The 21093-nt window shown below is 67.7% G+C and carries 22 protein-coding genes; 12 read left to right on the top strand and 10 right to left on the bottom strand.

Annotation, left to right across the window (positions count from 1 at the left end):
- The first annotated feature begins 2 nt into the window (after positions 1-2).
- The 5 genes from ABEA06_RS03100 to ABEA06_RS03080 all read left to right on the top strand — a co-directional run bounded on the left by ABEA06_RS03100 (position 3) and on the right by ABEA06_RS03080 (position 2922).
- A complete protein-coding gene (locus tag ABEA06_RS03100) occupies positions 3-617 on the top strand; it encodes a hypothetical protein (RefSeq protein WP_129701462.1) in 615 nt (204 codons plus the stop codon).
- A gap of 108 nt (positions 618-725) precedes the next feature.
- Positions 726-1400: a hypothetical protein gene (locus tag ABEA06_RS03095; protein WP_109222932.1), complete on the top strand. Its 675-nt coding sequence runs from the start codon at positions 726-728 to the stop codon at positions 1398-1400.
- 55 nt (positions 1401-1455) lie between these two features.
- The gene (locus tag ABEA06_RS03090; protein WP_109222931.1) at positions 1456-1959 is read left to right on the top strand and encodes a hypothetical protein; all 504 of its coding nucleotides are present in this window, start codon (positions 1456-1458) and stop codon (positions 1957-1959) included.
- 209 nt (positions 1960-2168) lie between these two features.
- Entirely contained in the window at positions 2169-2348 is a 180-nt protein-coding gene (locus ABEA06_RS03085; protein WP_109222930.1) for a hypothetical protein, read from the top strand.
- A gap of 151 nt (positions 2349-2499) precedes the next feature.
- Complete coding sequence (locus ABEA06_RS03080; RefSeq protein ID WP_129701464.1) at positions 2500-2922, top strand: hypothetical protein; 423 nt, start codon at positions 2500-2502, stop codon at positions 2920-2922.
- Between the two features lie 86 nt (positions 2923-3008).
- Here the strand turns inward: ABEA06_RS03080 and ABEA06_RS03075 are convergent, their stop codons facing one another.
- The gene (locus tag ABEA06_RS03075) at positions 3009-3602 is read right to left on the bottom strand and encodes a hypothetical protein (RefSeq protein WP_109222928.1); all 594 of its coding nucleotides are present in this window, start codon (positions 3600-3602) and stop codon (positions 3009-3011) included.
- A 178-nt stretch (positions 3603-3780) separates the two neighbouring features.
- Between ABEA06_RS03075 and ABEA06_RS03070 the strand changes: the two genes are divergently transcribed.
- The 5 genes from ABEA06_RS03070 (at position 3781) to ABEA06_RS03050 (ending at position 6277) form a co-directional block, all read left to right on the top strand.
- A complete protein-coding gene (locus tag ABEA06_RS03070) occupies positions 3781-4197 on the top strand; it encodes a hypothetical protein (RefSeq protein ID WP_109222927.1) in 417 nt (138 codons plus the stop codon).
- A 156-nt stretch (positions 4198-4353) separates the two neighbouring features.
- A complete protein-coding gene (locus ABEA06_RS03065; protein WP_129701466.1) occupies positions 4354-4698 on the top strand; it encodes a hypothetical protein in 345 nt (114 codons plus the stop codon).
- Positions 4699-4757: 59 nt separating this feature from the next.
- Positions 4758-5261: a hypothetical protein gene (locus ABEA06_RS03060; RefSeq protein WP_129701468.1), complete on the top strand. Its 504-nt coding sequence runs from the start codon at positions 4758-4760 to the stop codon at positions 5259-5261.
- A gap of 219 nt (positions 5262-5480) precedes the next feature.
- Positions 5481-5708 (top strand): zf-TFIIB domain-containing protein, encoded by a 228-nt coding sequence (locus ABEA06_RS03055; protein ID WP_109222924.1) that lies wholly within the window; start codon positions 5481-5483, stop codon positions 5706-5708.
- Complete coding sequence (locus ABEA06_RS03050; protein ID WP_109222923.1) at positions 5705-6277, top strand: hypothetical protein; 573 nt, start codon at positions 5705-5707, stop codon at positions 6275-6277. Before ABEA06_RS03055 ends, ABEA06_RS03050 begins: the two co-directional genes overlap by 4 nt.
- Before the next feature lie 185 nt (positions 6278-6462).
- On the opposite strand, the gene ABEA06_RS03045 is transcribed toward ABEA06_RS03050, so the two are convergent.
- Entirely contained in the window at positions 6463-8556 is a 2094-nt protein-coding gene (locus ABEA06_RS03045) for an acyltransferase family protein (RefSeq protein WP_109222922.1), read from the bottom strand.
- A gap of 200 nt (positions 8557-8756) precedes the next feature.
- A complete protein-coding gene (locus ABEA06_RS03040; protein WP_109223276.1) occupies positions 8757-10004 on the bottom strand; it encodes an IS256 family transposase in 1248 nt (415 codons plus the stop codon).
- A 560-nt stretch (positions 10005-10564) separates the two neighbouring features.
- Between ABEA06_RS03040 and ABEA06_RS03035 the strand changes: the two genes are divergently transcribed.
- Entirely contained in the window at positions 10565-11794 is a 1230-nt protein-coding gene (locus ABEA06_RS03035; RefSeq protein WP_238663207.1) for a heparan-alpha-glucosaminide N-acetyltransferase domain-containing protein, read from the top strand.
- Between the two features lie 108 nt (positions 11795-11902).
- Here ABEA06_RS03035 and ABEA06_RS03030 read toward each other — a convergent pair whose 3' ends face one another.
- The 7 genes from ABEA06_RS03030 to ABEA06_RS03000 form a co-directional block, all read right to left on the bottom strand.
- On the bottom strand, positions 11903-13042 hold the full coding sequence (locus ABEA06_RS03030; RefSeq protein ID WP_238663208.1) for a sensor histidine kinase: 1140 nt from the start codon (positions 13040-13042) through the stop codon (positions 11903-11905).
- Entirely contained in the window at positions 13039-13758 is a 720-nt protein-coding gene (locus tag ABEA06_RS03025; protein WP_095650770.1) for a response regulator transcription factor, read from the bottom strand. Before ABEA06_RS03025 ends, ABEA06_RS03030 begins: the two co-directional genes overlap by 4 nt.
- Before the next feature lie 403 nt (positions 13759-14161).
- Complete coding sequence (locus ABEA06_RS03020; protein WP_095650769.1) at positions 14162-14377, bottom strand: hypothetical protein; 216 nt, start codon at positions 14375-14377, stop codon at positions 14162-14164.
- Positions 14378-14428: 51 nt separating this feature from the next.
- Positions 14429-15223 (bottom strand): cytochrome c oxidase assembly protein, encoded by a 795-nt coding sequence (locus ABEA06_RS03015; RefSeq protein WP_095650768.1) that lies wholly within the window; start codon positions 15221-15223, stop codon positions 14429-14431.
- 847 nt (positions 15224-16070) lie between these two features.
- Entirely contained in the window at positions 16071-17729 is a 1659-nt protein-coding gene (locus ABEA06_RS03010) for a peptidoglycan DD-metalloendopeptidase family protein (RefSeq protein ID WP_095650767.1), read from the bottom strand.
- 316 nt (positions 17730-18045) lie between these two features.
- Complete coding sequence (locus ABEA06_RS03005) at positions 18046-18996, bottom strand: M56 family metallopeptidase (protein ID WP_062737393.1); 951 nt, start codon at positions 18994-18996, stop codon at positions 18046-18048.
- Between the two features lie 6 nt (positions 18997-19002).
- Positions 19003-19389 carry a BlaI/MecI/CopY family transcriptional regulator gene (locus ABEA06_RS03000; RefSeq protein WP_219930804.1) on the bottom strand — a complete coding sequence of 129 codons (387 nt, stop codon included), beginning with the start codon at positions 19387-19389 and terminating at the stop codon, positions 19003-19005.
- 108 nt (positions 19390-19497) lie between these two features.
- Here ABEA06_RS03000 and ABEA06_RS02995 point away from each other — a divergent pair, with 108 nt between their 5' ends.
- A complete protein-coding gene (locus ABEA06_RS02995; protein WP_062737391.1) occupies positions 19498-21081 on the top strand; it encodes a cytochrome ubiquinol oxidase subunit I in 1584 nt (527 codons plus the stop codon).
- Positions 21082-21093: the final 12 nt, after the last annotated feature.

Below are 21093 nucleotides of genomic sequence, written 5' to 3'. Positions count from 1 at the left end.
CCATGAGCACCCCACCAGACAACCCGGACAACCCCGGCCACCCTGACGAGCCCGCCCGCAGCGGACCGCCCCGCTACACCCCGCCCGGAGGGCACGACCGTGCGCGGGACGGTCACGGGCAGCAGCACGACCCTGCGCCGGCGCCACCACAGCTCAAACGGCTGCTGGGTTTGACCGTGGCCTCGGGCGCCCTGTATGCGGCCCTCGGCGTCGTCGTCACGGTCATCTACGCCACCATGGACTTCGCCGCGATGTACCAGCGGATGGGGGTGCCGGCCGAGGACGCCGGGCAGATCGGCACCATGGTCGAGCAGATGCGCGGGATCTCGATCGCCTCCGGGGTGATCGGACTGGTGGTGCTGGTGGGCCTCTACGTCATGGAGTACGTGTTCCTGTCCAAGGGCGCGAACTGGGCGCGGATCCTCGGGATTGTGCTGGCGATTCTGAGCGCGGTGGGCTTCCTGGGCAACCTCTTCGGGTTCTGGCTCTACGGGCAGTGGGCGATCGTGCTGATCGGCCTCGGGATCGCCTTCATCGCGGTCAACATCGCCTGGCTGGTGACCGCGTTCCGAGCCCCGCTGCGCGACTGGTTCACCGCCCAGCACTACACCCGGTGATACCTCGTCACCCATCGGCGGTCCTCGCGACACCGACAGGAACGAAGCAGCCCTTGTGACACCGCCGCGACCCGCCTCCACGCATCACGACGACGAAAGGGACCGACCATGGCAGTCGAAACACGACCCACCACCGGCACGCCCGGCCCGTGGTTCCGCACCCTGTGCGGGGCCATCACCCTCGGCCTGAGCCTGGTGTGCGTGCTCTCGTCCCTGCCGTACCTGACCACGACCTCCGGCAGCGAGCAGTGGACCATCTGGGGGTTCTTCCTCTGGGGAGCCGGGCTTGCCGTCGGCGGGGCGTGGCTGATCCGCGGCCGGTCCAAGGGCCAGGACCTCGTCCTCGTCCGGGACCGGAAACGCTTGGTGACCGTCGCCGCCATGACGGTGCTGGTCGTGGGCCTGGCGGTCTTCTTCGCGACCCTGCCCGCCGGGGAGGACAGCACCTTTGATGCGTCCCTGGGATACCGGACGATGTTCGCCAATCTCTTCGCATCCTTGCCGTTGCTGCTCTTCGACCGTCAGGAGCACCCGGAGCGCACCGCGCCGTTGCCGCAGGACGGTCCCGGCCGGGGCAAGGTGAAACGGCGGATCCTGCTGGTCATTGCCGGGGTGGTGGCCTGGCCGGCCGGGCTGGCGCTGGGGGAGCTGGTGCACCCGTGGTTCGAGGAGATCCTGCCCCGCCTGGGTACCGGACTGCTGGCCGCGGCCGCCGTGCTGGGCTACCGGTTGCGGAAGTCCCGGGCACAGGGAACCGACCCCGTCGCGTCCCCGGGCCGGTAGGACGTGAGCCCGGCCATGGCTACGGTGAGCCCACGACCCTGGGAGAGGGCAGTCGATGTTCGTGGCACCGGGAACCGGTGAGGGTCCCGCCCCGAAGAAGGACCGGAAGTGGCTGTGGGGGCTGGGCGCGTGGCTGTTCTGGTTCATCGTCGCCGACGAGCTGGTCGAGGCCGCGCTGGCCTGGTTGGTGGCCACCGGCGGGTACGGGTTCTCCAACGCGATCATCGGGCTGCTCACCCTGGGCGGGTGCTTCATCGGCGTGCAACGGCTGCACGTCAAACACCGGCGCCTGGAGACCGAGGGTGACCCGGACCCGCTGCCGGCACCTTACGACTACCAGACCCAGGCCCAGGGAGGGGTCTTCATGGGCTGGGCGTTCGGGATCATCACCTGGGTCGCCACGCTGGCGTGGTTGGTCTTCGTCGGGGTGGGTTCGGCGATGACGTTCGGGCCAATCCTCGGGACGACGATCCTGTGGGTCGGGCGGATGGAGATGGCCCACGCCCGCGTCATGGACGCCCGCCGCGGTCAGCCGCCGGCACCTGTCGACCACGACTGAGCGAGGAAGGCCGAGGGTGCCCCAGACACCCGAACCACCTGGAGGCCCCGAGCCCCGGCTTTACATATGGTCCGGTTAGCGGCGGGCCGTGCTGCGGTGGAGGTTGCGCTTTGCGCAGTCCCCACAAGTAACGATTCCCGCGCGCGAAGAGCCTAAGTAGCGTGGCTAGACGGCAGTATCTCGATACCCCCTTGACCCATGGAGAAGCCGTGAAGTGGAAATCGCAGACGATGCTCCTGCTCATGGTCGCCGTCGCACTGATCCTGATCGGTTACCTCCTCGATGCTGTGTGGCTGTGGGCTGTTGCCATCGGATTCTTCGCCGCCGCAGCCAGCTCAGCGCGGGCCACACGACGGGCCAGCGGTCGCTCCCATGGGGACCGTGAGTGACAAAGGGCATTCCTCGATAGTCGGTGGCTGCTACGTCGTATGGACCAATAGGAAGTGATCGAGGCCGTTCTGGCGGGGCTCGAGCTCGAAGCCGCGGCGGGTCATCACAGGACTGAGGCGGCGTGCGGACGCTGAGGCCTAGGCTCAGGCCATGAGCACGCCTGCGCCGGCTTACCGGGGACCGGACACCTCAATCGCTCCGAGAGCTGGCATGGAGCTCAGTGATTGGCGTTTCGCCAACCGGATCGTGGCGATGCTCGCACTGTTGCTGTGGGGCTTCAATCAGCTCGGACATGGGGTAGCCGTCCGGGACGGTCCTCAGTACGTCTGCCTCAGTGAGGGGCCGTCGCAGAGCGCGCAGGCACTCGGGGCAACGGATCAGGGGAACATCACCGGAGAGATGTCGTTCCTTCCCCCGACGTTCTTCTGCGGCTACCCCCATCGAGATGCCGGGCAGCCCCCGGTCGTCGTCGACATGTATCCGCTCGGACAGTGGCTTTTTTGGATTTCGCTGTTGATCCTGGCGCTGACTGCGGTGTTTGCCCTCGTTCTTCGGCGCCGGGCGCGATCGTAGAGCTACGCCCCTGATGCCGCCCACCATTCCACGCCCAAGGCCGTGCAGTTGGGATTGGTGTCTGGTTTGGTTCTGCCGTGGTGGGCTTACGCCGGGTCAGGCACTGGATGGGTCCGAGGCGGCATGGGGCCGGCGACCTCCAGCACGGCTGTTTCGTAGTCTCCGCCGAAGCTCACCTGGGTGACGTCCTTGAGCCGGACCTTGTCCATGAGCTGCTCCCAATGGCACTGGGGCGTGACGGGCAGCAGCCACAGGCTCTTCTTTCTCCACTGGACCGGCACGCCGATCAACAGTTTCCCGGGCCGTTTCGCCTCCCGATACACGCACACCACCCCGGTCGCAGACACAGCGCCGGTGATGATCGTGCGCGGATCCGAAAGCGCGAACCCGGTGGAGGGACGTGCCGGGGGCCAGACATTGTGCTGGTGCAAGAAGGACAGGAAGGTGGTCTCCAGTACCACCTGCACGAGGTCTGTCAGGCGGAGCACCCGGTAGCCGTCGAGGTAGGCCCCGTCGCGGATATCAGCCAGCAACACCCACTCTTCCGAGAGCTCCAGGACCACCCCCTGCAGCACCTCCTCGGGCTCCACCGCCCGCTGGATCCGCACCGGGGTGGCCGTGGCAAGGGACTCGCGCAGAGTCGCGAGCAACTTCTTCCGGGACTGGCTCTTCTTGGTCACGGCACATTCTGACACCGCCCCTCCGGTGCCCGGTCATGACACGGCACCATCGCAGAGACCAGCGTTCTCCGGTCCTCCCTACGGGGCGGATCGACGCCTTCCAAATGCCGGCCCCTGCCGTTGCCGTGGGGGTTCGCCAGCGTGCCGTGGGGCGGGAAGCACCTGCGAGACTCCCCTCATGACCATCGACATCAAAGCCATGCTCTACCGGGTCGTTGCTGAGGTGTTCGACGAGACGTTCGCCGTGACGACCGTGAGCTCCAGCGATGATGCCTGGCTGCACGGGGTGCAGGTGAGTCGCCGCGCCGATAATGGCCGCGCAGCCATTATCCGGGCCAGTTACGAGTGGATGGATGCCTTTGTTCCTGAGCTGGAGGTTCAGGTCACCCTCTTCGACTACGACGACGTGGAGGCGGAGAAAGAAGCCGAGCTGCGACGGCTCTGCCTGGTCATGCGCGCCTACCTTCACGGGGAAGGGTGCATCGAACGGCGACGGCGGCTGTTTCGCCGGGGTACGGTGCCGGCCCTGCGAGTCGAGGTGGACGGCCTTGAATGGCGCCTCGGTCGGCACTTTTCCTCGGTGCCCTGCCCATAGAGCTGTCTCGTCCGGTCCGTCGTCCACGGCCGGCTTCCGGGCCCGAAAGACAGACCCTCCTGGAACTGCGATTGGGATGCCCGATTGCGGTGGCCTTGCTGGGTCACGCGTGGCGTGCCGGGCGTTGGTCGGCCAGGCGGTGCATAGGCTGTCCGGGTGGATGAGACATCGTCGACCGGGTCTCAGCGTCGGCTGTTGTCCCAGATTCTGCTCCACAGCGGTCTGTTGGCGCCGGTGCTGAAAGAACAGTTCGATTCCTTGGTGATCACCGAGGTCCGGGACTGCGGTTGTTTCGACTTCACCGTGGACCCGACCACGCCCCGGCTTCCGGAGAACACCGAGTGTCCGCTGTGGTTCCACACTGTCAGCGACACCACCCCGGTTGAGGCCTTGGGCGTGTATCTGTGGCACGAGCAGGGCCACGCCGGCGGGGTGGAGATCACCTGGGCCGACGCCGATCACCACCCACCTCTGGCGGAGTTGCGCATCGAGGAAGTGTGAGGCCCGCCCAGGGCAGTCGGGTGCCCGTTCTGTCGGCGCCTGCTGGGTAGGGTGCGGGAATGAGGCTCTCGTATCCGGTGTGGGTCCGGTTCAACGGTTGCGACCGTGCACTGATCTGGCAGACCGACGACAGCACCCAGGTCACTGACGAGGACACCGACGCGGTCCTCGTCCTGGACGGGAGAATCGTCACCGCTTCCACCACCGAGGACCTCACCACCGTGGCCGCCCGGCACGGCCTCGAGCTGGAGGACAGCGATGGGGCCGTGCAGGTTCTCGACGACGTCGAGGAGCTGCTGGAGCTTCCCGCCTCTGAGGCGATCTGCGCGCAGGTGTTGGATGCGTGGAATCTGTTCGCCGACATCGCCCGCAGCGTCTCGGCCACCCTCGATGACACCGGAGAGGCGTGGCAGCAGTGCTATGACAAGCTGTTCTTCGGCAACAACCTCCCCAGCGTCACCCCTGCCGGGGAGGAATATCGGCCCTGCTTCACGGTCGAGGAACAACGGCTCATCCGAGATGTCTTCATCCGTGGCCGCGCCATTCTCGCCACTCACCTCTGAGCCAGGGCGGGCCGCCCCCGGGCGCACCCACACGGTCCCGGATGGGCGCTGCCGGCGGGGGGGGAGAGGCGCGGTCTTCCGCCGCCGGGGTGATCCGGGGCAGAATCTGATCACTCGAGGACCTCGTGAGCGCTGTCGCCACAGCGCGGCGGGGTCCTCGGCCGATCCGTATCACGATCCCGGTACCTGGCCGGGAGGAATCCGAAGGAAGGAGCTGCGATGAACCCCGATGAGTGCCCTGTCTGTGACACCGGTGTCCTTGCCACCTGGCAGGTGGCCGCCACGAACGAGACCATCCGCGTGTGCGATGAGTGCGACGGCGTGTGGGAGGCCACCGATGAGCTGCCGGGTCCACCCCTGACGACGATCGAGCAGTTCCTTCTCCTGCGCGGCCGGCCGCCGCTGTGGAGCGAGCTGCACCGACTCGACGAGGCGCCCGCCTCGTGAGCAAGCCACGGGCGGCCACCACGGGTGACTCGGCGTGGGCGCAGTACCAGCGCACTGCGCGGCTGAGCAGCACCACGCTGATCCTCAAGGGCGGACCGATCTTTGACCCCGCCAAGGTGGCCGCCAATCCTCAGGACTACCTGCTGGACATTTTCGAGCACGAGGCCGAGGCCGCCGCGCTGTGGCAGTCCCGTCGGCGACGGGACCGGGACTGGAGCGAGGGCGAGATCCGGCTGCGCTACCAGGGGGCCGAGCTGCTGCCGTTCGGGGCGGTGGATCACGTCTTGGCGCTGTGGTGCTACCTGCTCCATGTGGTCGAGGAGTTCCTGGACACCGGCCGCGGGAAGACCTACTACCCGGACCAGCCGCTGCCGGTGGTGCTGGAGACGGTCAAGCACAAGGTGTTCTTCTCCACCGACGAGACCCGGGTGATGGTGGAGCCCGTCCCCTTCCTCGATTCGTTGCTCGATGAGGCGCAGCGGTTCTTCGCCTGGGCCCAGAGCAACCTCGCTGAGCCGTCGATGGACCGGGAGATCGCGCAGCTACGGGAACGGCTGGCTCAGCTGTAGAGTCCTGGCGCCGAGCAGCAACTCGTCCGCAGCATCCTCTCCAGCGACCGCACCGACCTCTCCACTCACCCCTGATCCCAACCGTCGAGCTGGCCAGGAATCGCTTTACATATGGCCCGGTTAGAGGCGGATCTCCGCGAGCTCAGCAGCGCCCAGGCTTCGAGCTGCCCGCTTTGTGGTCGGGGTTAGTAGGGGGCCCCGTCGCTGGTGAGGGCTTCCTGGACGCGTTGGGTGAACATGGGTGCCAGGGTCCGGACGTATTCGACGGTGAGGTGATTGTTGTCCCAGTAGGTGTACACGTTGCCGATAACCGGCACACAGGTGCCTTCGGGGCAGATCAGATCCCCCAGGTCGACCATCGAGACCTGTGCCAGTTCGCCGGCCACCGGGTCCAGCGGGCTGTCCGGGCCCAGAATCACGTGGGAGGCAGCGCACTGGGGGGCGTCGGCCCCGTGGTCCACGGCGCACTGGGCGGGGACGAAGTCGAAGCGGGCGTTGTCGCGCAGCCCGATGACCTGGATGCCGCGCTCCGCCAGGCTACGGAGGCGTTGTTCCATCCCGGGGGTGAACTGTTCCTCGTTCTCATCGGTGCTGCGGGTGCCCTGGACCAGCACCAGCTCCGGGTTCACGGCCTCGATCACCGGGTCGGTGCCCTCCAACCATCGGGCGCATTCCTGGTGGTCGGCGACCTGTTCCTCGACGGTGGAGTACATGCAGTTACCGCGGATATAGGTCACCACCCGCCAGTTCTTGGCCTTGGCCAGTTCCTCGATCGCGGGGATCCACATGTGCACGTGACTGTTGCCGATGACCATCAGTGTCGCGGCGGGATCGGCGTTGGGGACGGTGTCGAAGCACCACTGCTGATAGCTGTCGGCGATCCCGAGCTCGGCCGGGCAGGGCTCACCCAGCCCTGGTTTCTGGTAGTAGTCGCCGGTGACCACCGGGATCGCTTCCGCCTCCGGGTCACCCTGGTACTGGAAGCCCGGCAGCAGGGCCGCGGCCCCGGGGTTGTTGCGATCGGCGGCGGCCAGCACCTCGGCGGCCCGCCGGTCCTGGACCTGCTGCAGCGACAGCACGGGCACGGCGACCACCGCCAGGCTCACCGCGACCGTGAGCGCCAGGCGCCGCTTGTTCTGCTCCGGCCACGCCCAGGCCTTGAACCGGTCTTCGACCAAACGGGTGATCACCACGGCCAGGACCACCGAGAGCACCACCAGCACCACCCCGGAGCGGGGCCCGGCCATCGGGCGGTCGCGCAGCACCAGATAGGTGATCAGCAGCGGCCAGTGCACCAGGTACAGCGCGTAGGCGCAGTCTCCCAGCCGCACCAACGGCGCCGAGGCGAGGATCCGGTCCAGCCCGAACGGGGACCCGGTTCGGCCGGCCACGATGATCGCCGCCGCCGAGGCCAGCGGCCACAGCGCGATCCACCCCGGGAAGGCGCCTTGGACGTCCACCAGCACCCCGACCGAGACCATGCTGACCAGCCCGAACCAGCCCAGGAGCACCCGGGCTGCCCGGGGCGGATTCAGGTACGGCAGCGCCAGGGCCAGCAGCGACCCGAGGGCGAACTCCCACAACCGGGTGCGGGTGTCGAAGTAGGCGAACTCCTGCTGAACGGATGTGGAGTACACCGACCAGGCCAGGGAGGCCGCGAAGATCGCCGCGAAGAACACCGCCAGCACCGGCACCGGCCGCCACCCGAACCGCCGGTGCAGCCACCAGGCCGCCCCGAACACCAGGGGCCACAGCAGAAACACCTGCCCTTGGACCGACAGGGACCAGAAGTGCTGGAACGGCGAGGCCGTGGAGTGATCCACCGCGTAGTAGTCCACCGCGGACAACGCCAGCGCCCAGTTCTCCGCGTAGAACACCGAGGCCAGCGCCTCGGCGCGCCAGCGTCCGACGTCGTAGCCGGGGTAGAGCAGCTCCACTGCCACCAGGGTGGCCAGGATCGTGAGCACCGCCAGCGGCAGCAGCCGCTTGAACACGTGCAACCAGTACCGCCCCAGGGCCAGGGGCCGGCCTGCCTCGAGCTTGCGCACGAAGGACAGCGTGAGGAAGAACGCGGAGATCAGCAGGAACACGTCCACGCCCCCGGAGACCCGCCCGAGGAACACGTGGTAGACCACCACCAGCAGCACCGCCACCGCGCGCAGGCCCTGCACCTCGGGGCGGAACCCCGAATACCGGGCCACCTGCCGGACGTCGACATCGGATCCGTAGGTGGTGCCGGCGGTAGCGGGGGTGAGGGGCTGACCGAACACACGCGGCATGGAGGACCTCCTGAACGGCCGCTCCTCGAAAAGTGGACAAGGGGACGGGGCGGCAACGCCGAAAATCTACCGCCGGCCCCGGCCACCCCCAGCACCGGGGTCCGGTCACCGGCGACCCGATGACCCCTGCATTGCTGGGCGGCGCAGGGGCCCAGTTGGTCAAGCCCCCTGGAGTGGTGTAGCGATCTTTCGTGTAAGGGTCAGGCTGTGAGCGCGGTCAGGGGGTCGGTGGTCACCTCGCTTCCGGTGTCCGCGACGGTGGTGAGCCGGCAGCGGGTGAGGACCTCGAGGCCGAGATAGCGGCGGCCTTCGGCCCACTCGTCGGTCTGCTCGGCCAGCACGGCTCCCACGAGGCGGACGATGGCTTGCCGGTTGGGGAAGATCCCGACCGCGTCGGTCCGGCGCCGGATCTCCCGGTTCAGCCGCTCAGCTGGGTTGTTGGACCAGATCTGGGCCCAGACGTCCTTGGGGAAGTTCGTGAACGCGAGGATGTCCTCACGGGCATCGGCCAGGTATTCAGCCACCGCGGGCAGCTTCTCGGCGACGTAGTCCAGCAACCGGTCGAACTGGGCGTTCACGGCTGTCGCGTCGGGCTGGTCGTAGACGCTGTGGAGCATGGCTTTGACGGCCGGCCACATGGACTTCGGGCAAATCGACATGAGATTGGCCGCGTAGTGGGTGCGGCACCTCTGCCAGGACGCCCCGGGCAGGTTCGCCGCGATCGCGTCCTTGAGCCCGGCGTGGGCGTCACTGGTGACCAGGCGGACCCCGCCCAGGCCGCGGGCCACCAGATCGGCGAAGAACTCGTTCCAGGCCGCCCCGGTCTCGGCCGTGGCCACCCGCATGCCCAGGACCTCACGGTGGCCGTCACCGTTGACCCCGGTGGCCAGGAGCACGACCGCGTTCACCACGCGCCCGCCCTCGCGGACTTTCATCGTCAGTGCGTCGGCGGCGACGAAGGTGAACGGCCCGACGTCCCCGAGGGGCCGGTGGCGGAAGGACTCCACGTGCTCGTCGAGGTCACCGGCCATCCTTGAGACCTGGGACTTCGACAGGGCGTTGATCCCAAGGGTCTTCACCAGCTTGTCCATCCGGCGGGTCGAGACCCCGGCGAGGTAGCAGTCGGCGACCACGGTGATCAGCGCGGACTCGGCCCGCTTGCGGCGCTCCAGCAACCACTCCGGGAAGTAGGTGCCGGCCCGCAGTTTCGGGACGGCTACGTCGATCGTGCCCACGCGGGTGTCGAGGTCGCGGTGGCGGTAGCCGTTGCGCTGGGTTACCCGCTCGGGAGCGGGTCGGCCCCACTCGGCGCCGACCACCGCGTCCGCGTCGGCGGAGAGCAGCGCGTTGATCACCGTCTGCAGCAGGTTGCGCATCAGATCCGGCGAGGCTTCGGACAGGGCTTCACCGAGCAGGCCGGTGGGGTCGACAATGTGAGGAGCGGTCATCGTGATGATGTCCTTTCGAGGGTGCTGTGAGAGGTGAACTCGAAAGATCTCACGGTGGCCGCGCCCTCGTCCGCAACGACGAGCAGGGCCACCGCGCTACACCACTATCGGGGGCTCAACTCATAGGGGCCTGCGCCCGCTAGATGGTCCGCACACACGGAAGCCTCCACGGCCCACCGCTTCGTTCCCCGTCCACCGGCCCGACTGGTTTCGCTTATTGGTCTCCCACCCCCTGCCCTGTCGGGAGCGGGCTGCTCCACGGGGTGCAACGACCCCCGTGGTCCCATCGTGGGAATCGGACGCCGCGCGGGACAAACCCTGGCCGTGCAGACGATGTTCTTGCGGCCACTGTGACGTCGAGCAGGCGCCGGAGGCACGCACCGACGGCGCAACTCCGTGGGAATCTTGACGGAATCTTGAGGATCCCGCGAGGTGGGCGTCAAGTGTGGACGAGACCCTGAAGTTAGATCGGCTCCGGATGCCCCGGGGCCATGGACGCGACCCCCGACGGGCCGCACACTTCGCTGGCCCTGGAAGGGCCGGCTCGATCAGGGGGAGTCATGAGCGCGATGTCACGAGCGGAGAGAACCGATTCAGGGAGACTCGACGATGCACTGATCCGGCCCACACGCCGGTTGGTGGGGATCGATGCGGCGAGGGGGTTGGCGCTGGTCGGGTTGATGGCCATCCACATCCTGCCCTCTTGGAACGAGGAGACCGGGGAGGCCAGCTTCACCTGGCGGATCTTCTCCGGGGACTCCGCAGCCCTGTTCGCCCTGCTGGCCGGGGTCGGACTGGCCCTGACTTCCGGCGGAAGCCACCCGCACGAAGGCAAGGCGATGACCGCCGACCGGATCGGCCTGGCGATACGGGCCGTGCTGATTGCGGCGGTGGGGCTGTGGATCGGGACGCTGATGCCCGAAGACGCCCCGGCGGACAACATCTTAATCTACTACGGGGTGTTCTTCCTGCTGGCAATCCCCTTCCTGCACGCCGGGCCGAAGGTACTCTTCATCTCCGCGGCGGTCTTCGGGCTCGTGTCCCCGCTGCTGATGCAGGGCCTGCTCAACGAGCTGCCCGCCTGGAGCAACTACAATCCCACCCTCACCACCGTCCTGACGGAGCCGGGGGCCACGGCCTCCCAGTTGCTGCTCACCGGGACCTACCCAGCCCTGCCGTACATGACTTATCTGCTGGTCGGCATGGGTCTGGGCCGGTTGAACCTGCGCAAGCAGGAGGTGCAGATCCGGCTGCTGGTCATCGGTGTCGGGATCGCGATCTTTGCTCAGGCCACCTCCTACTTCCTGCTCTACGCCTTCGGCGGCTACCAGCGGCTGCTGGACGCCTCCTCGTTCGGTGAGGAGGAACTCGCCGAGGTCCTGATCTGGGGACCGGACTCCCTGCCGACCTCCACGGTGTGGTGGCTGGCGATCGCCACCCCGCACACCAACACCCCGCTGGCGATCGCGGCCAGCCTGGGCGTGAGCCTGGCCGTGCTCGGGGCCTTCCTGCTGATCGCCCGCAAGGCCGAGGCCTGGCTGCTGCCGCTGGCAGCGATGGGCGTCATGACTCTGACCCTGTACACCGCTCACCTGGTGGGCCTGTCCTTCGAGCTCCACTACGACCAGCCGTACCTGTGGTTCCTGATCCACGTGACGCTGGCGGCCTTGTTCGCGGTCGCCTGGTACCGCGCCCTGGGCCAGGGCCCGCTGGAACGGGTTGTCAGCCTCAGCGTGAAAGGCACCCGCCGGCTCGTGCTCGGAGGGACCACTGGGACCTCGCGCAGGTAGGTGCCTCTGCACCGCCGCAGGCCGTGCCCGTCACCAAGCTCCGAAGCTCTTGGTGGCGGGCACGGCCCGCAGTCGTTTTCAAGCCTTAGGTCCGGGTGCTCCCAGTGTTCAGCCGGTGGGGCGACGGTAGGGCAGGTGGATCCGGAAGCTGGCGCCCCGGCCGTGGCCGTCGCTGGTGGCCTCCAGGGTTCCGCCCTGGGCCTCGACGAGGGCCTTGCTGATCGCCAGGCCCAGCCCCGAGCCGCCGCGGTGGGCCTCCCGGCCGGTGTTCGCGCGGTAGAAGCGCTCGAAGACGTGCGGGAGGCTCTCGGCACTGATGCCCTCCCCGGTGTCGGTGACGGTGTAAGTGACCGCCTCGGCGGTGTGGTCGGTGCGCAGGATGATGGTGCCCCCGGTCGGGGTGTGGCGCAGGGCGTTCTCCAGCAGGTTGCTCAGCACCTGGCCCATCCGTTCCGGGTCCAGCGGCACCGGGGCGGTCTCCGGGCCGGTGCTCACCGCGGTGATCGACACACCCTTGCCGGCGGCGTCGGGCTCGATGGCCGCGACCGCCTGGACCGCCAAATGCTCCGGGTCTTGGGGGGTGAGCTGCAGGCGGGTCATGCCCTCTTCGGCGGCGGTGAGCTGGCGGATGTCGCGGGCCAGGCGCTCCAGGCGGGTGATCTGGGCGTGAAGGATGCCGGTGGTGTGCGCATCGAGGGCGACCACCCCGTCCTCGACCCCTTCCAGGTGGCCTTTGAGGCTGGCCAGTGGGGTGCGCATCTCGTGGGCTAGGTCGGCGAGCATCTGGCGCCGTGTGGTGTCCACCGCGCTGAGCTTGGCCGCCATCTCGTTGAAAGAGGAGGCCAGGGCGTCGAACTCCGGGCCCAGCTTGGTGGAGGTGACGCGGACATCGTAGTTGCCCGCGGCCACCTCACCGGCGGCGGTGCTGAAAGAGGCCAGGGACCGCCCGATCGTGCGGTAAAGGTAGAAGGTGAGCAGCCCGGCGATGTAGAGAGCCGGCAACCCGCCGATGGCCAGGGCCGTGAGACTCACCGAGCGGAAGGCGTCCTCCAGGTGCACCAGCCCGAGGGCCTCATCGGCGTGACCCGACTCGACGAGCTCGTGGTAGAACATGTTCGGCCCGACCAGCACCGCGGTCACGACCACGATGATCAACCCGATCAACAGCACCGCGGTCTGGGCCAGCATCAACCGCACCGTCAACGGGCTCCAGGACCAGCGCGGGCTTGTTAAGACAGTGCTGCTCATTCTCCGGTGCCCATCCGGAAACCGATCCCGCGGATCGTATGGATGAACTTCGGGCTGGCGGCCTCATCGCCGAGCTTCTTGCGGATCCGCCCGATGTGCACGTCCACCAGGTGTTCGTCCCCGGTCCAGCGCGTGTCCCAGACGATCTCCACCAGCTGCCGGCGCGAGAGCACCATCTGCGTGTGCGTCGCCAGGGCGGCCAGCAGATCGAACTCGATCCGGGTCAGTGCCACCGACTCCCCGCCCACGCGGACCTCCCGGGCGGCCTCGTCCACCACCAGGTCCCCGATCACCAGCTCCTGGGCCCGCCCCGCCGGCGGCGGGGTGGGCGCGGGGCGGGTGCGGGCCCGGCGCAGCATGGCCTGGACCCGGGCCACGAGCTCGCGCGGGCTGAACGGCTTGGTCACGTAGTCGTCGGCTCCCACCGACAGGCCCACGATCTTGTCGACCTCGTCGTCGCGGGCGGTGAGCATCAGCACGTGGCAGTCGGAGAAGGTCCGCACCTGACGGCACACCTCGATCCCGTCGATTCCCGGTAGCCCCAGATCCAGCACGAGGACGTCCGGGGCGTACTCCCGCACCGCGGCCACCGCGTCCGTGCCGTCGTGGCGCACCTCGACGTCCAGGCCCGCCTTGCGCAGATATTCCGCGACCAGTTCCGCCAGGTCGACCTCATCGTCGACCACCAGAACACGCCCGGTGAGCGGATCCGTCATCTGTCCTCCCTGTCCTGATCGCTGTGATGTGAGTGCTGTGAGCCTCGGTGTCCCGGGTGGCCGTGCTGCCCGCGCGGGACCGGCGGTGCGGGTGGGGCAGTCGTGGACGGGTTCACCGGCGAGCTGGTGGTCGGTGTGGTTGACGCTCTCCCGCACCGTGAACCGTCACGGCTTCTCCGCCGTCTTCACAATCCGAGGATGCAACGGGTGGTCTGTATCAGCGGATCCGGGAGCTGCCGCAGCCGACGATCTGAGGCCGTCCTGGCTTACGGGGTCCGTGATGCGTAGGTCGCCCCGTCGACGGGCATGTCACGGGGCGGGCCACAGCCCCGTCGCGGGGGACGCGTTCCCCATCACCTGAGGCGGTCAGCCGCTAGCCCCCCCGCTGACATGATGCCCGGGGTCAGCGCGTGGGCTCGTTGTCGGCGAGGGAGGATGGACTGAAGGGGAGGGCGTCGCTCTCGCGTTGCTTGAGGTCCTTATACCAGCGTGCTGCGTCGTCCTGGGAAGCGGATTCGACGGCGCGCTCGGTGCGGTCGCCGCGGAAAATCGAACGCATGATCAGCCAGAAGATGACGCCGATGCAGATGGACGGCAGCACAGCCGCGAAGTACTCCATGGATGTATTCTCCCTTAGGGATCTGGACGGACGCTGGCGCCGGGTGTGTACTCAGCGCGGTGCATGGGTGTCTGTCAGGGGTATTCCACGGGGGCGGGTGGCGGTGTACCACTGGGCGCAGAAAACAACGATCAAGGTGACGTCCACGGCGTCCCCACCGTAATACATGATCTGCGCCCCGATTCGCGCGTCGGCGAAGTCAACGCCGGCGGGCGGGTGGCCGTAAAGCCACTTGGCCAAGATCGAATGGGCTGTGAGAAACCCAATGAGCGCTGCGGTCCGCAGGGCGAAGGAGCTCCGGTGCGGGTTCGGGTCAATCCCCACCATCGCGGCGGTGAAAAGATAGCCGGCCAGGAAGACGTGGGCGTGGACGAGCGCATACAACCACACCGAGGTGTGCATCATGCCGTACAGATCGGTGGTGTAAAGCGCCCACAGGCCCCCGACGTTGAGCACCACCGCGACCACCGGATGGGTCAGAGCCCGCACGAGAGCGGTGCGCAGGGCCCAGGAGAGCGCGCGGGCCTGAACCACAGGCAAAGCACGCAGAGCAAGAGTGACCGGGGCACTGAGCACCAGACACAGTGGCGCGACCATGCCCAAGAGCAGGTGCCCGACCATGTGGGCGGGAAAGCTCGTGCGGGCGGCTTCAGCGATCGGGCCCACCAGCCCGACCCCGGCGCAGAAGAGCCCGGTGTACCACAGCACGGCGCGGTGGATCGGCCAGCGCCCCCGGTGGCGGGACGCCCACCATCCCGCGGCGTAGCCGACCGCGCCCAGACCGAACGCCAGGGCTGTGACGTATCTGAACAAAGTCCAACCGAACATGCCGTGGTCGTGACTCATCGCGATTATCGTACATCTGTTTTCAAGACCTGGTCGGTCGTTGATCGCCCTCGTCCGGCTGGCTGACCATTCCTGTATGGCCACGATGAAGCCGCAGTGGATGATCGACTGTGGGAGCTGATCGCCCCGCTCATCCCGCCCCTAACGCCGCCGCGAGGTCCCGGTAGGCGGCGTGGATCGATGACTGGGCCGCTGTGGAGGGCATCTTGTTCGTGCTGCATACCTCGGTGTCGTTGACCTGCCACCGGCTCTGGGGCACGGGTCCGGACACACCGCCTGGTTGCCTCTGCGCGAGTGACAGGCGGCCGGGGTTTGAGAGAAGCCCCACCGGGCCGTGCTCGAGGAGCTCTCCGAGGAGCAGATCCTCGACTGGACAGGGGCCAGCATCGACTCGGTGTCGGTACGAACCCAAAAAGGGGAGCGAGCTGACCGGCCCGAACTCCACCGACCACGCGAACCCGGGCTCCAAGTACTACCTGCTCACTGACCGCAACGGCCTGCCCCTGCACGTTCACGCCCCGGCCGCCAACACCCACGACAGCCGTCTCTTCGAACTCCTGATGGTGGCCACCTCCGGTGTGCGCGATCGGTGCGGACGTCCCGTGCAGCCACGGCGCCGCCCAGGCATCAAAGTGCGTGTTACCCGCCGTGGGATCGAGGCCAAAACTCATCTGGATCGACACGGCTTGGTGGTCGAGCGCCCCATCTCCGGGGTCTTGCGCTTCAAACGCCTCGGAATCCGCTACGACCGCATCGTCGGCACCCTGGTCCTCTGCCCTGCTCGGCCTCCCGCTCATCAACGTTCGCCGACTGCGCCAGGCGACCAAGTTATGAGATCAGGTGCACCTCAGCGTGCCTGCACTGCACTGGTGGCCGGCGAGGTGCCGGCATTCCGATTTCCCCGGGCAGGGGCCGTGATTCCTGCCGGAGCGCTCGGCTCGCCAGTCTCGGGGGTTGGTTTGCCGGACGTCACTCGTGCCGGGCGTATGGGCCCCTCTTCCTTGTCATTGAGGATGCCGTCCCCGTCAATGTCCGGGTCTCCTTCATTGAGCAGGCCGTCCCCATCCATGTCCGGATCAACCTCATCGACGAACTTATCGCCGTCGAGGTTGTCGTCAGCCTCGTTGTCGATGCCGTCCCCGTCGAGGTCGGTGTCTTCAATATCGAGGGTGCCGTCGCGATCGGTGTCCCGTCTGGTGTCCGGAACCCGGGGCGCCACCCCGGGCAGGAGATCCTTCTCTTTCCCAGTGTCCGCGGACGGTGGCGGCGCGGATGGTGGCGGCGCGGATGGTGGCGGCGCGGGTTTGGGCGGTGCCGGTTTGGGCGGTGCCGGCTTGGACGGTGCCGTTAGGGGCCCGGGCGGGGTCGCAGCAGGTGCTGGTTTGGCGGGCTTTACCGGCTTGGTCTGGGGGGCCGTGGGCTTTTGCGCTGCTGGCGGTGCAGGAGTCGGTGTGGGGCTGGGTTTTGCAGGAGCGGAAGGCTCGGCCGTGGGCTGTGGCTCCTTCGTGACCTTCTTGGTCGCAGCGGCCTTCTGCTCGGCAGCCTTCCTTTGGGCGACCTTCTTCTGATCGGCAGTCTCTTCGCCTGAGGCGGCCTTTTTCTTGGCGGCGGTCTCGTCCTCCGGGAGAGCCGGCACGGGCACCTCCAAGGAGTACTTGCTGCGGGAGGCGGGAATGACGCGGAGGCCGTCGACCCAGTCGAAGGACTGGGGGTCCACGGCCTGCCCGTCGACCCAGGTCTCGAGGTGCAGGTTTGGTCCCGTGACCCGGGTTCCGGTGGCACCGACGGAACCGAGCTGCTCGGACGCGGTCAGCCGGTCACCGGTGGCCACCCTGACGTCCTGGAGGTGGTTGTAGGTGGTTCTCAGTCCGTCCGCGTGGGTGACCTCCACACGGTTGCCGCCCCAGACGTCCCAGAACACGGCCGTCACCTCGCCCTCGGCGGCCGCCACGACCGGCAGCCCTGCGGCGGCGGAAACGTCGGTGCCGTTATGGAACTCGCGGTCGCCGCGATCGGGGGCGATCCGCCACCCGAAGGTGCCCCCGGTCAGGACGGCCCCGGGAGTGGTGGGGGCGATGAGGGTGTTGACGGGAAGCTCGCCCGAGTACAGCCTCGGTGCGTGCCGCCCCGGGCGCACCGTCGAGGCCGCGTTCCGGTCGCCGTCGCCCGGGCCGGTGCCTTGGCGCCAGGAGCCGTTGCCCGTGGCGCCGTCACGGACGGGCGAGGTGGAACGGTTTTGCCGCAGCGGTGCCGCCGGGGGGTGCTGCCGCTCCTGACCTGACGCGAAGAGGCTCCACCCGCTGTCCGACCGCTCCGAGGACGTCGAGGAACCCGCCGACGCCCCGAAGGCAGCCCCTCGTTCTTCGCCGGCCCCCGGAGTGACGCCCGAGCTGACGGCCACGCTCAGCGCCACGAGGGCCGAGAACGCGGCGAGGGCGCTCACCGGCGAGGAGGCGCGGTGACGGAGGTCGGGCTTGGCAGGGCGGCGAGAGGAGTCGCGGGGCATGATGGTGTTTCCCCCAGGACGTCGCAGGCAGCGACGGAAAGATCGAGCAACGGACCGCAGGCATCAAACATTGGTGTGCGCGTAGGAGCACGGACAATTCTCCTGAGGATACGTCTTCGCTCCCGTTAATGCGGCGTCGTGCGGGGACGCAACGCTGTATGACGCGCAGAGCTGCCGCCCTCCGGTTCGAGGTTCCTGGTTCGGTGGCGGCAGAGTGGCGCTGAGGTACCTCATGTGACGCGGTAGATACCGATGTCAGGGCGCCCTGTCGTGGGTCAGATGTTGCCGTGGCAGCCAGCGTGGTTCGCGCCTGTGGTCAGTCGAACAGGTTGGTGAGGCCGGGGGCGAGCAACAAGATGGTGGGCACGGAGATGAGCGCAGCGGCTGCGCCGATGACTGTTGCTTTTTGCCCCGTCGGCAGGGGTGTGGCCTCCAGCCGCAGGATGCGATGACGAGCATCCTCGGTAGGGGCCGTTCCTGTCCAGGTGCCTTGGAAGCGGTGCGAGGGAGCAGCGAATCCACCGGTGCTGACAAGGACGACGGCTCGGGCGAGGGTACGGTCGTCGACGCTCCGGCGGGCGCTGTCGTCGGCGAGCATCTCGACGAGGAGCCCGACTTCGCGGTGGGCGCGGTCGGCGATGGGGAACCAGGGCAGGGAAGCCCTCCAGGCGCGGAATAGCATGAGCACGATGTCATGGCGTTGGGTGGCATGCGCCTTCTCGTGCTCGATCACCGCGTCCAGCTCGTTTTCATCGAGCAGTGACAGCAGTCCGGCAGAGAGGACGGTCATCGTGGTGAACGCCCCGGGGAGGCAGTAGGCGATCGGGGCGGGGTTGTCGAGGAGCCGGGTGCCGGGGGCCTCGGGCAGCGGTGTGCTCAGGAGCAGGACCAGCTGGGCATGGCGCCGACGATCGCGTTCGGCGCGCACAATCGTGACGATCAGGTTCAGCAGCAGATGCCCGCCGAGCAGAACTGCTCCGGACAGCGCGAGGATGTGCATCGGGCCTGCGGGCACCCATGGCTGATCTCCCAAGAAGCTGGCGGCGAAGCTGATGCCGCCCGTGACCAGGTCCGGCCCAAAAGGGGTCAGGCCGAAGGTGAGCAAGGCCCCGAGCATCGACAGCCCGCCGGCCAGGGCGACGGCCTGCCAGAGCACCAGTGCGGTGGCGGGGGCGCAGGTCGGCCACTTGGCGTGCGAGAGAAGGATTGGGACGGGCCAGGCCAGGGCGAGGGCAAATGCCGCGAGGGCGATCGAGGCGCTGATCACATGGACTCAGTGGTCGTCGAGGAGGCGCCGCAGCGTTTGTGCTTCCTCGGAACTGACGCCCCCGACGAAGCGTTCGAGTACGGCGGCCCGGTCGTTGGCTGTTCCGAGGACCTCGTGCATGAGGGAGGCCATGTGCTCCTCCCGGGAGGCCGCAGGTAAGTAGCGGTGGGGGCGGAAGGTGCGTTCCCGTGTGACGAAGCCTTTGCGCTCCAGGCGGGACAGGACGGTGAGCACGGTGGTGGCGGCGCGGGGGCGGCCGCTGTCGGTGGCTAGGGGGAGCTGGTCCTGAAGGTCGTAAGCCGACAGGGGGGTGTCCGCCTGCCAGAGGATCTCCATGATGGATCGCTCCAGGTCACCTAAGGAGGTTGCACGTTTCGATTCGTTGGTTGCCACCGGCTGATTCTAGCGGACCGACCCACGTGTTCTACAGTGGTGTAGAAGTAGTTCTACGACTCGTAGAATTACTTCTACACCACTGTAAACAGGCTTGGGGGACAACCCATGGATCCGTTGGAGATCGCCCGGTGGCAGTTCGGGATCACCACCGTCTACCACTTCGTGATGGTCCCGCTCACGCTCGGGCTGGGTCTGCTGGTGGCGCTCATGCAGACGATGTGGGTGCGTACCGGCAACGGGCGTTGGCTGCGGATGACGAAGTTCTGGGGCAAGCTCTACCTGATCAACTTCATCATGGGCGTGGCCACCGGGTTGGTGCAGGAGTTCCAGTTCGGGATGGCCTGGAGCGAGTACTCCCGCTTCGTCGGCGATGTCTTCGGGGCACCGTTGGCGATGGAGGGCCTGCTCGCCTTCTTCTTCGAGTCCACCTTCCTGGGCCTGTGGATCTTCGGCTGGGATCGCCTGCCCAAGAAGCTGCACCTGGCCACGCTGTGGACCGCGGTGCTGGGCTCCGTGGTTTCGGCCTTTTTCATCATCGTCGCCAACTCCTGGATGCAGCACCCGGTGGGCGTGGAGATGGTGGACGGCCGCCCTGTGATGAACGACGTGTGGGCGGTGCTGACCAATAACACGGCCCTGGTGGCCTACTCCCACACTCTGGCCGGAGCGGTGGCAGTGGGCGCGGCGTTCCTGATTGGGGTTTCCTGGTACCAGCTGTGGCAGCGCCGCCGGGACAACATCGACACCGTCGACGATTCCGGTGCCGTGGTTGTGGGGGAGCGGGCCGATATTCCCGGGCGGGACCGGGTCGACCACGCGGTGTGGCTGTCCAGTCTGCGCATCGGTGCGGTGGTCGCCGCCGTCGCCTTCGGCGGGGTCGCCGCCACCGGGGACCTGCAGGGCAAGCTGATGTTCGAGCAGCAACCGCTGAAGATGGCTGCCGCTGAGGCGGCCTGCCACGATGGCACCAGCTTTTCGGTGCTGGCGGTGGGCCCGCTGGGAGCCCAGGACTGTGACCAGGTGACCAACGTCATCGAGATCCCGGGCCTGTTGTCGTTTCTGGCCCACGGGGACTTTGACACCGAAGTCAAGGGCGTGAACACCCTCATCCCACAGTACGAGGCCGCCTACGGCACCCACCTGCCTGAGGACCCCATGTACGGGCAACGGGCCGGCCAGAAGATCGACTACCTGCCCCTGATGGAGGTCACCTACTGGGGGTTCCGCCTGATGATCGGCTTCGGCATGCTCGCCGCGGGGTTCGCGGCGCTGGCGCTGTGGATCACACGGAAGGGCACCGTCCCGGCTTCCAAGCCCTTGATGTGGGTGGCGGTGGCCTCCATCCTGGCACCCTTCGGGGCCAACATTGCCGGGTGGGTGTTCACCGAGATGGGGCGGCAACCGTTCGTGGTCGTCCCGAATCCCAACCCCAGTGGTGTGGACGGGGTGTACATGTACACCGCCGCTGCCGTCTCCCCGGGAGTCAGCGGGGAGGAGATCCTTTTCTCCCTGGTCACCCTCGGGCTGATCTACGCGGTCCTGCTGGTGGTGGAGACGATGCTGCTCGTGCGCTACGTGCGCGGCGGGGTCGCCTCGGCCATGCCCGAGCTCGCCCACCACGAAGATGACCCCGCCCATCCCGAGGGCATGACCGGTCGGCGCGATGACGTGCTGGCCTTCGCCTACTGAGCCCGACGACCA

The organism is Kocuria gwangalliensis, from assembly GCF_039544365.1.
GTDB lineage: Bacteria > Actinomycetota > Actinomycetes > Actinomycetales > Micrococcaceae > Kocuria > Kocuria gwangalliensis.
Note: the sequence above shows the minus strand (reverse complement) of the source record. Positions and strands in the feature narration are given on the sequence as shown.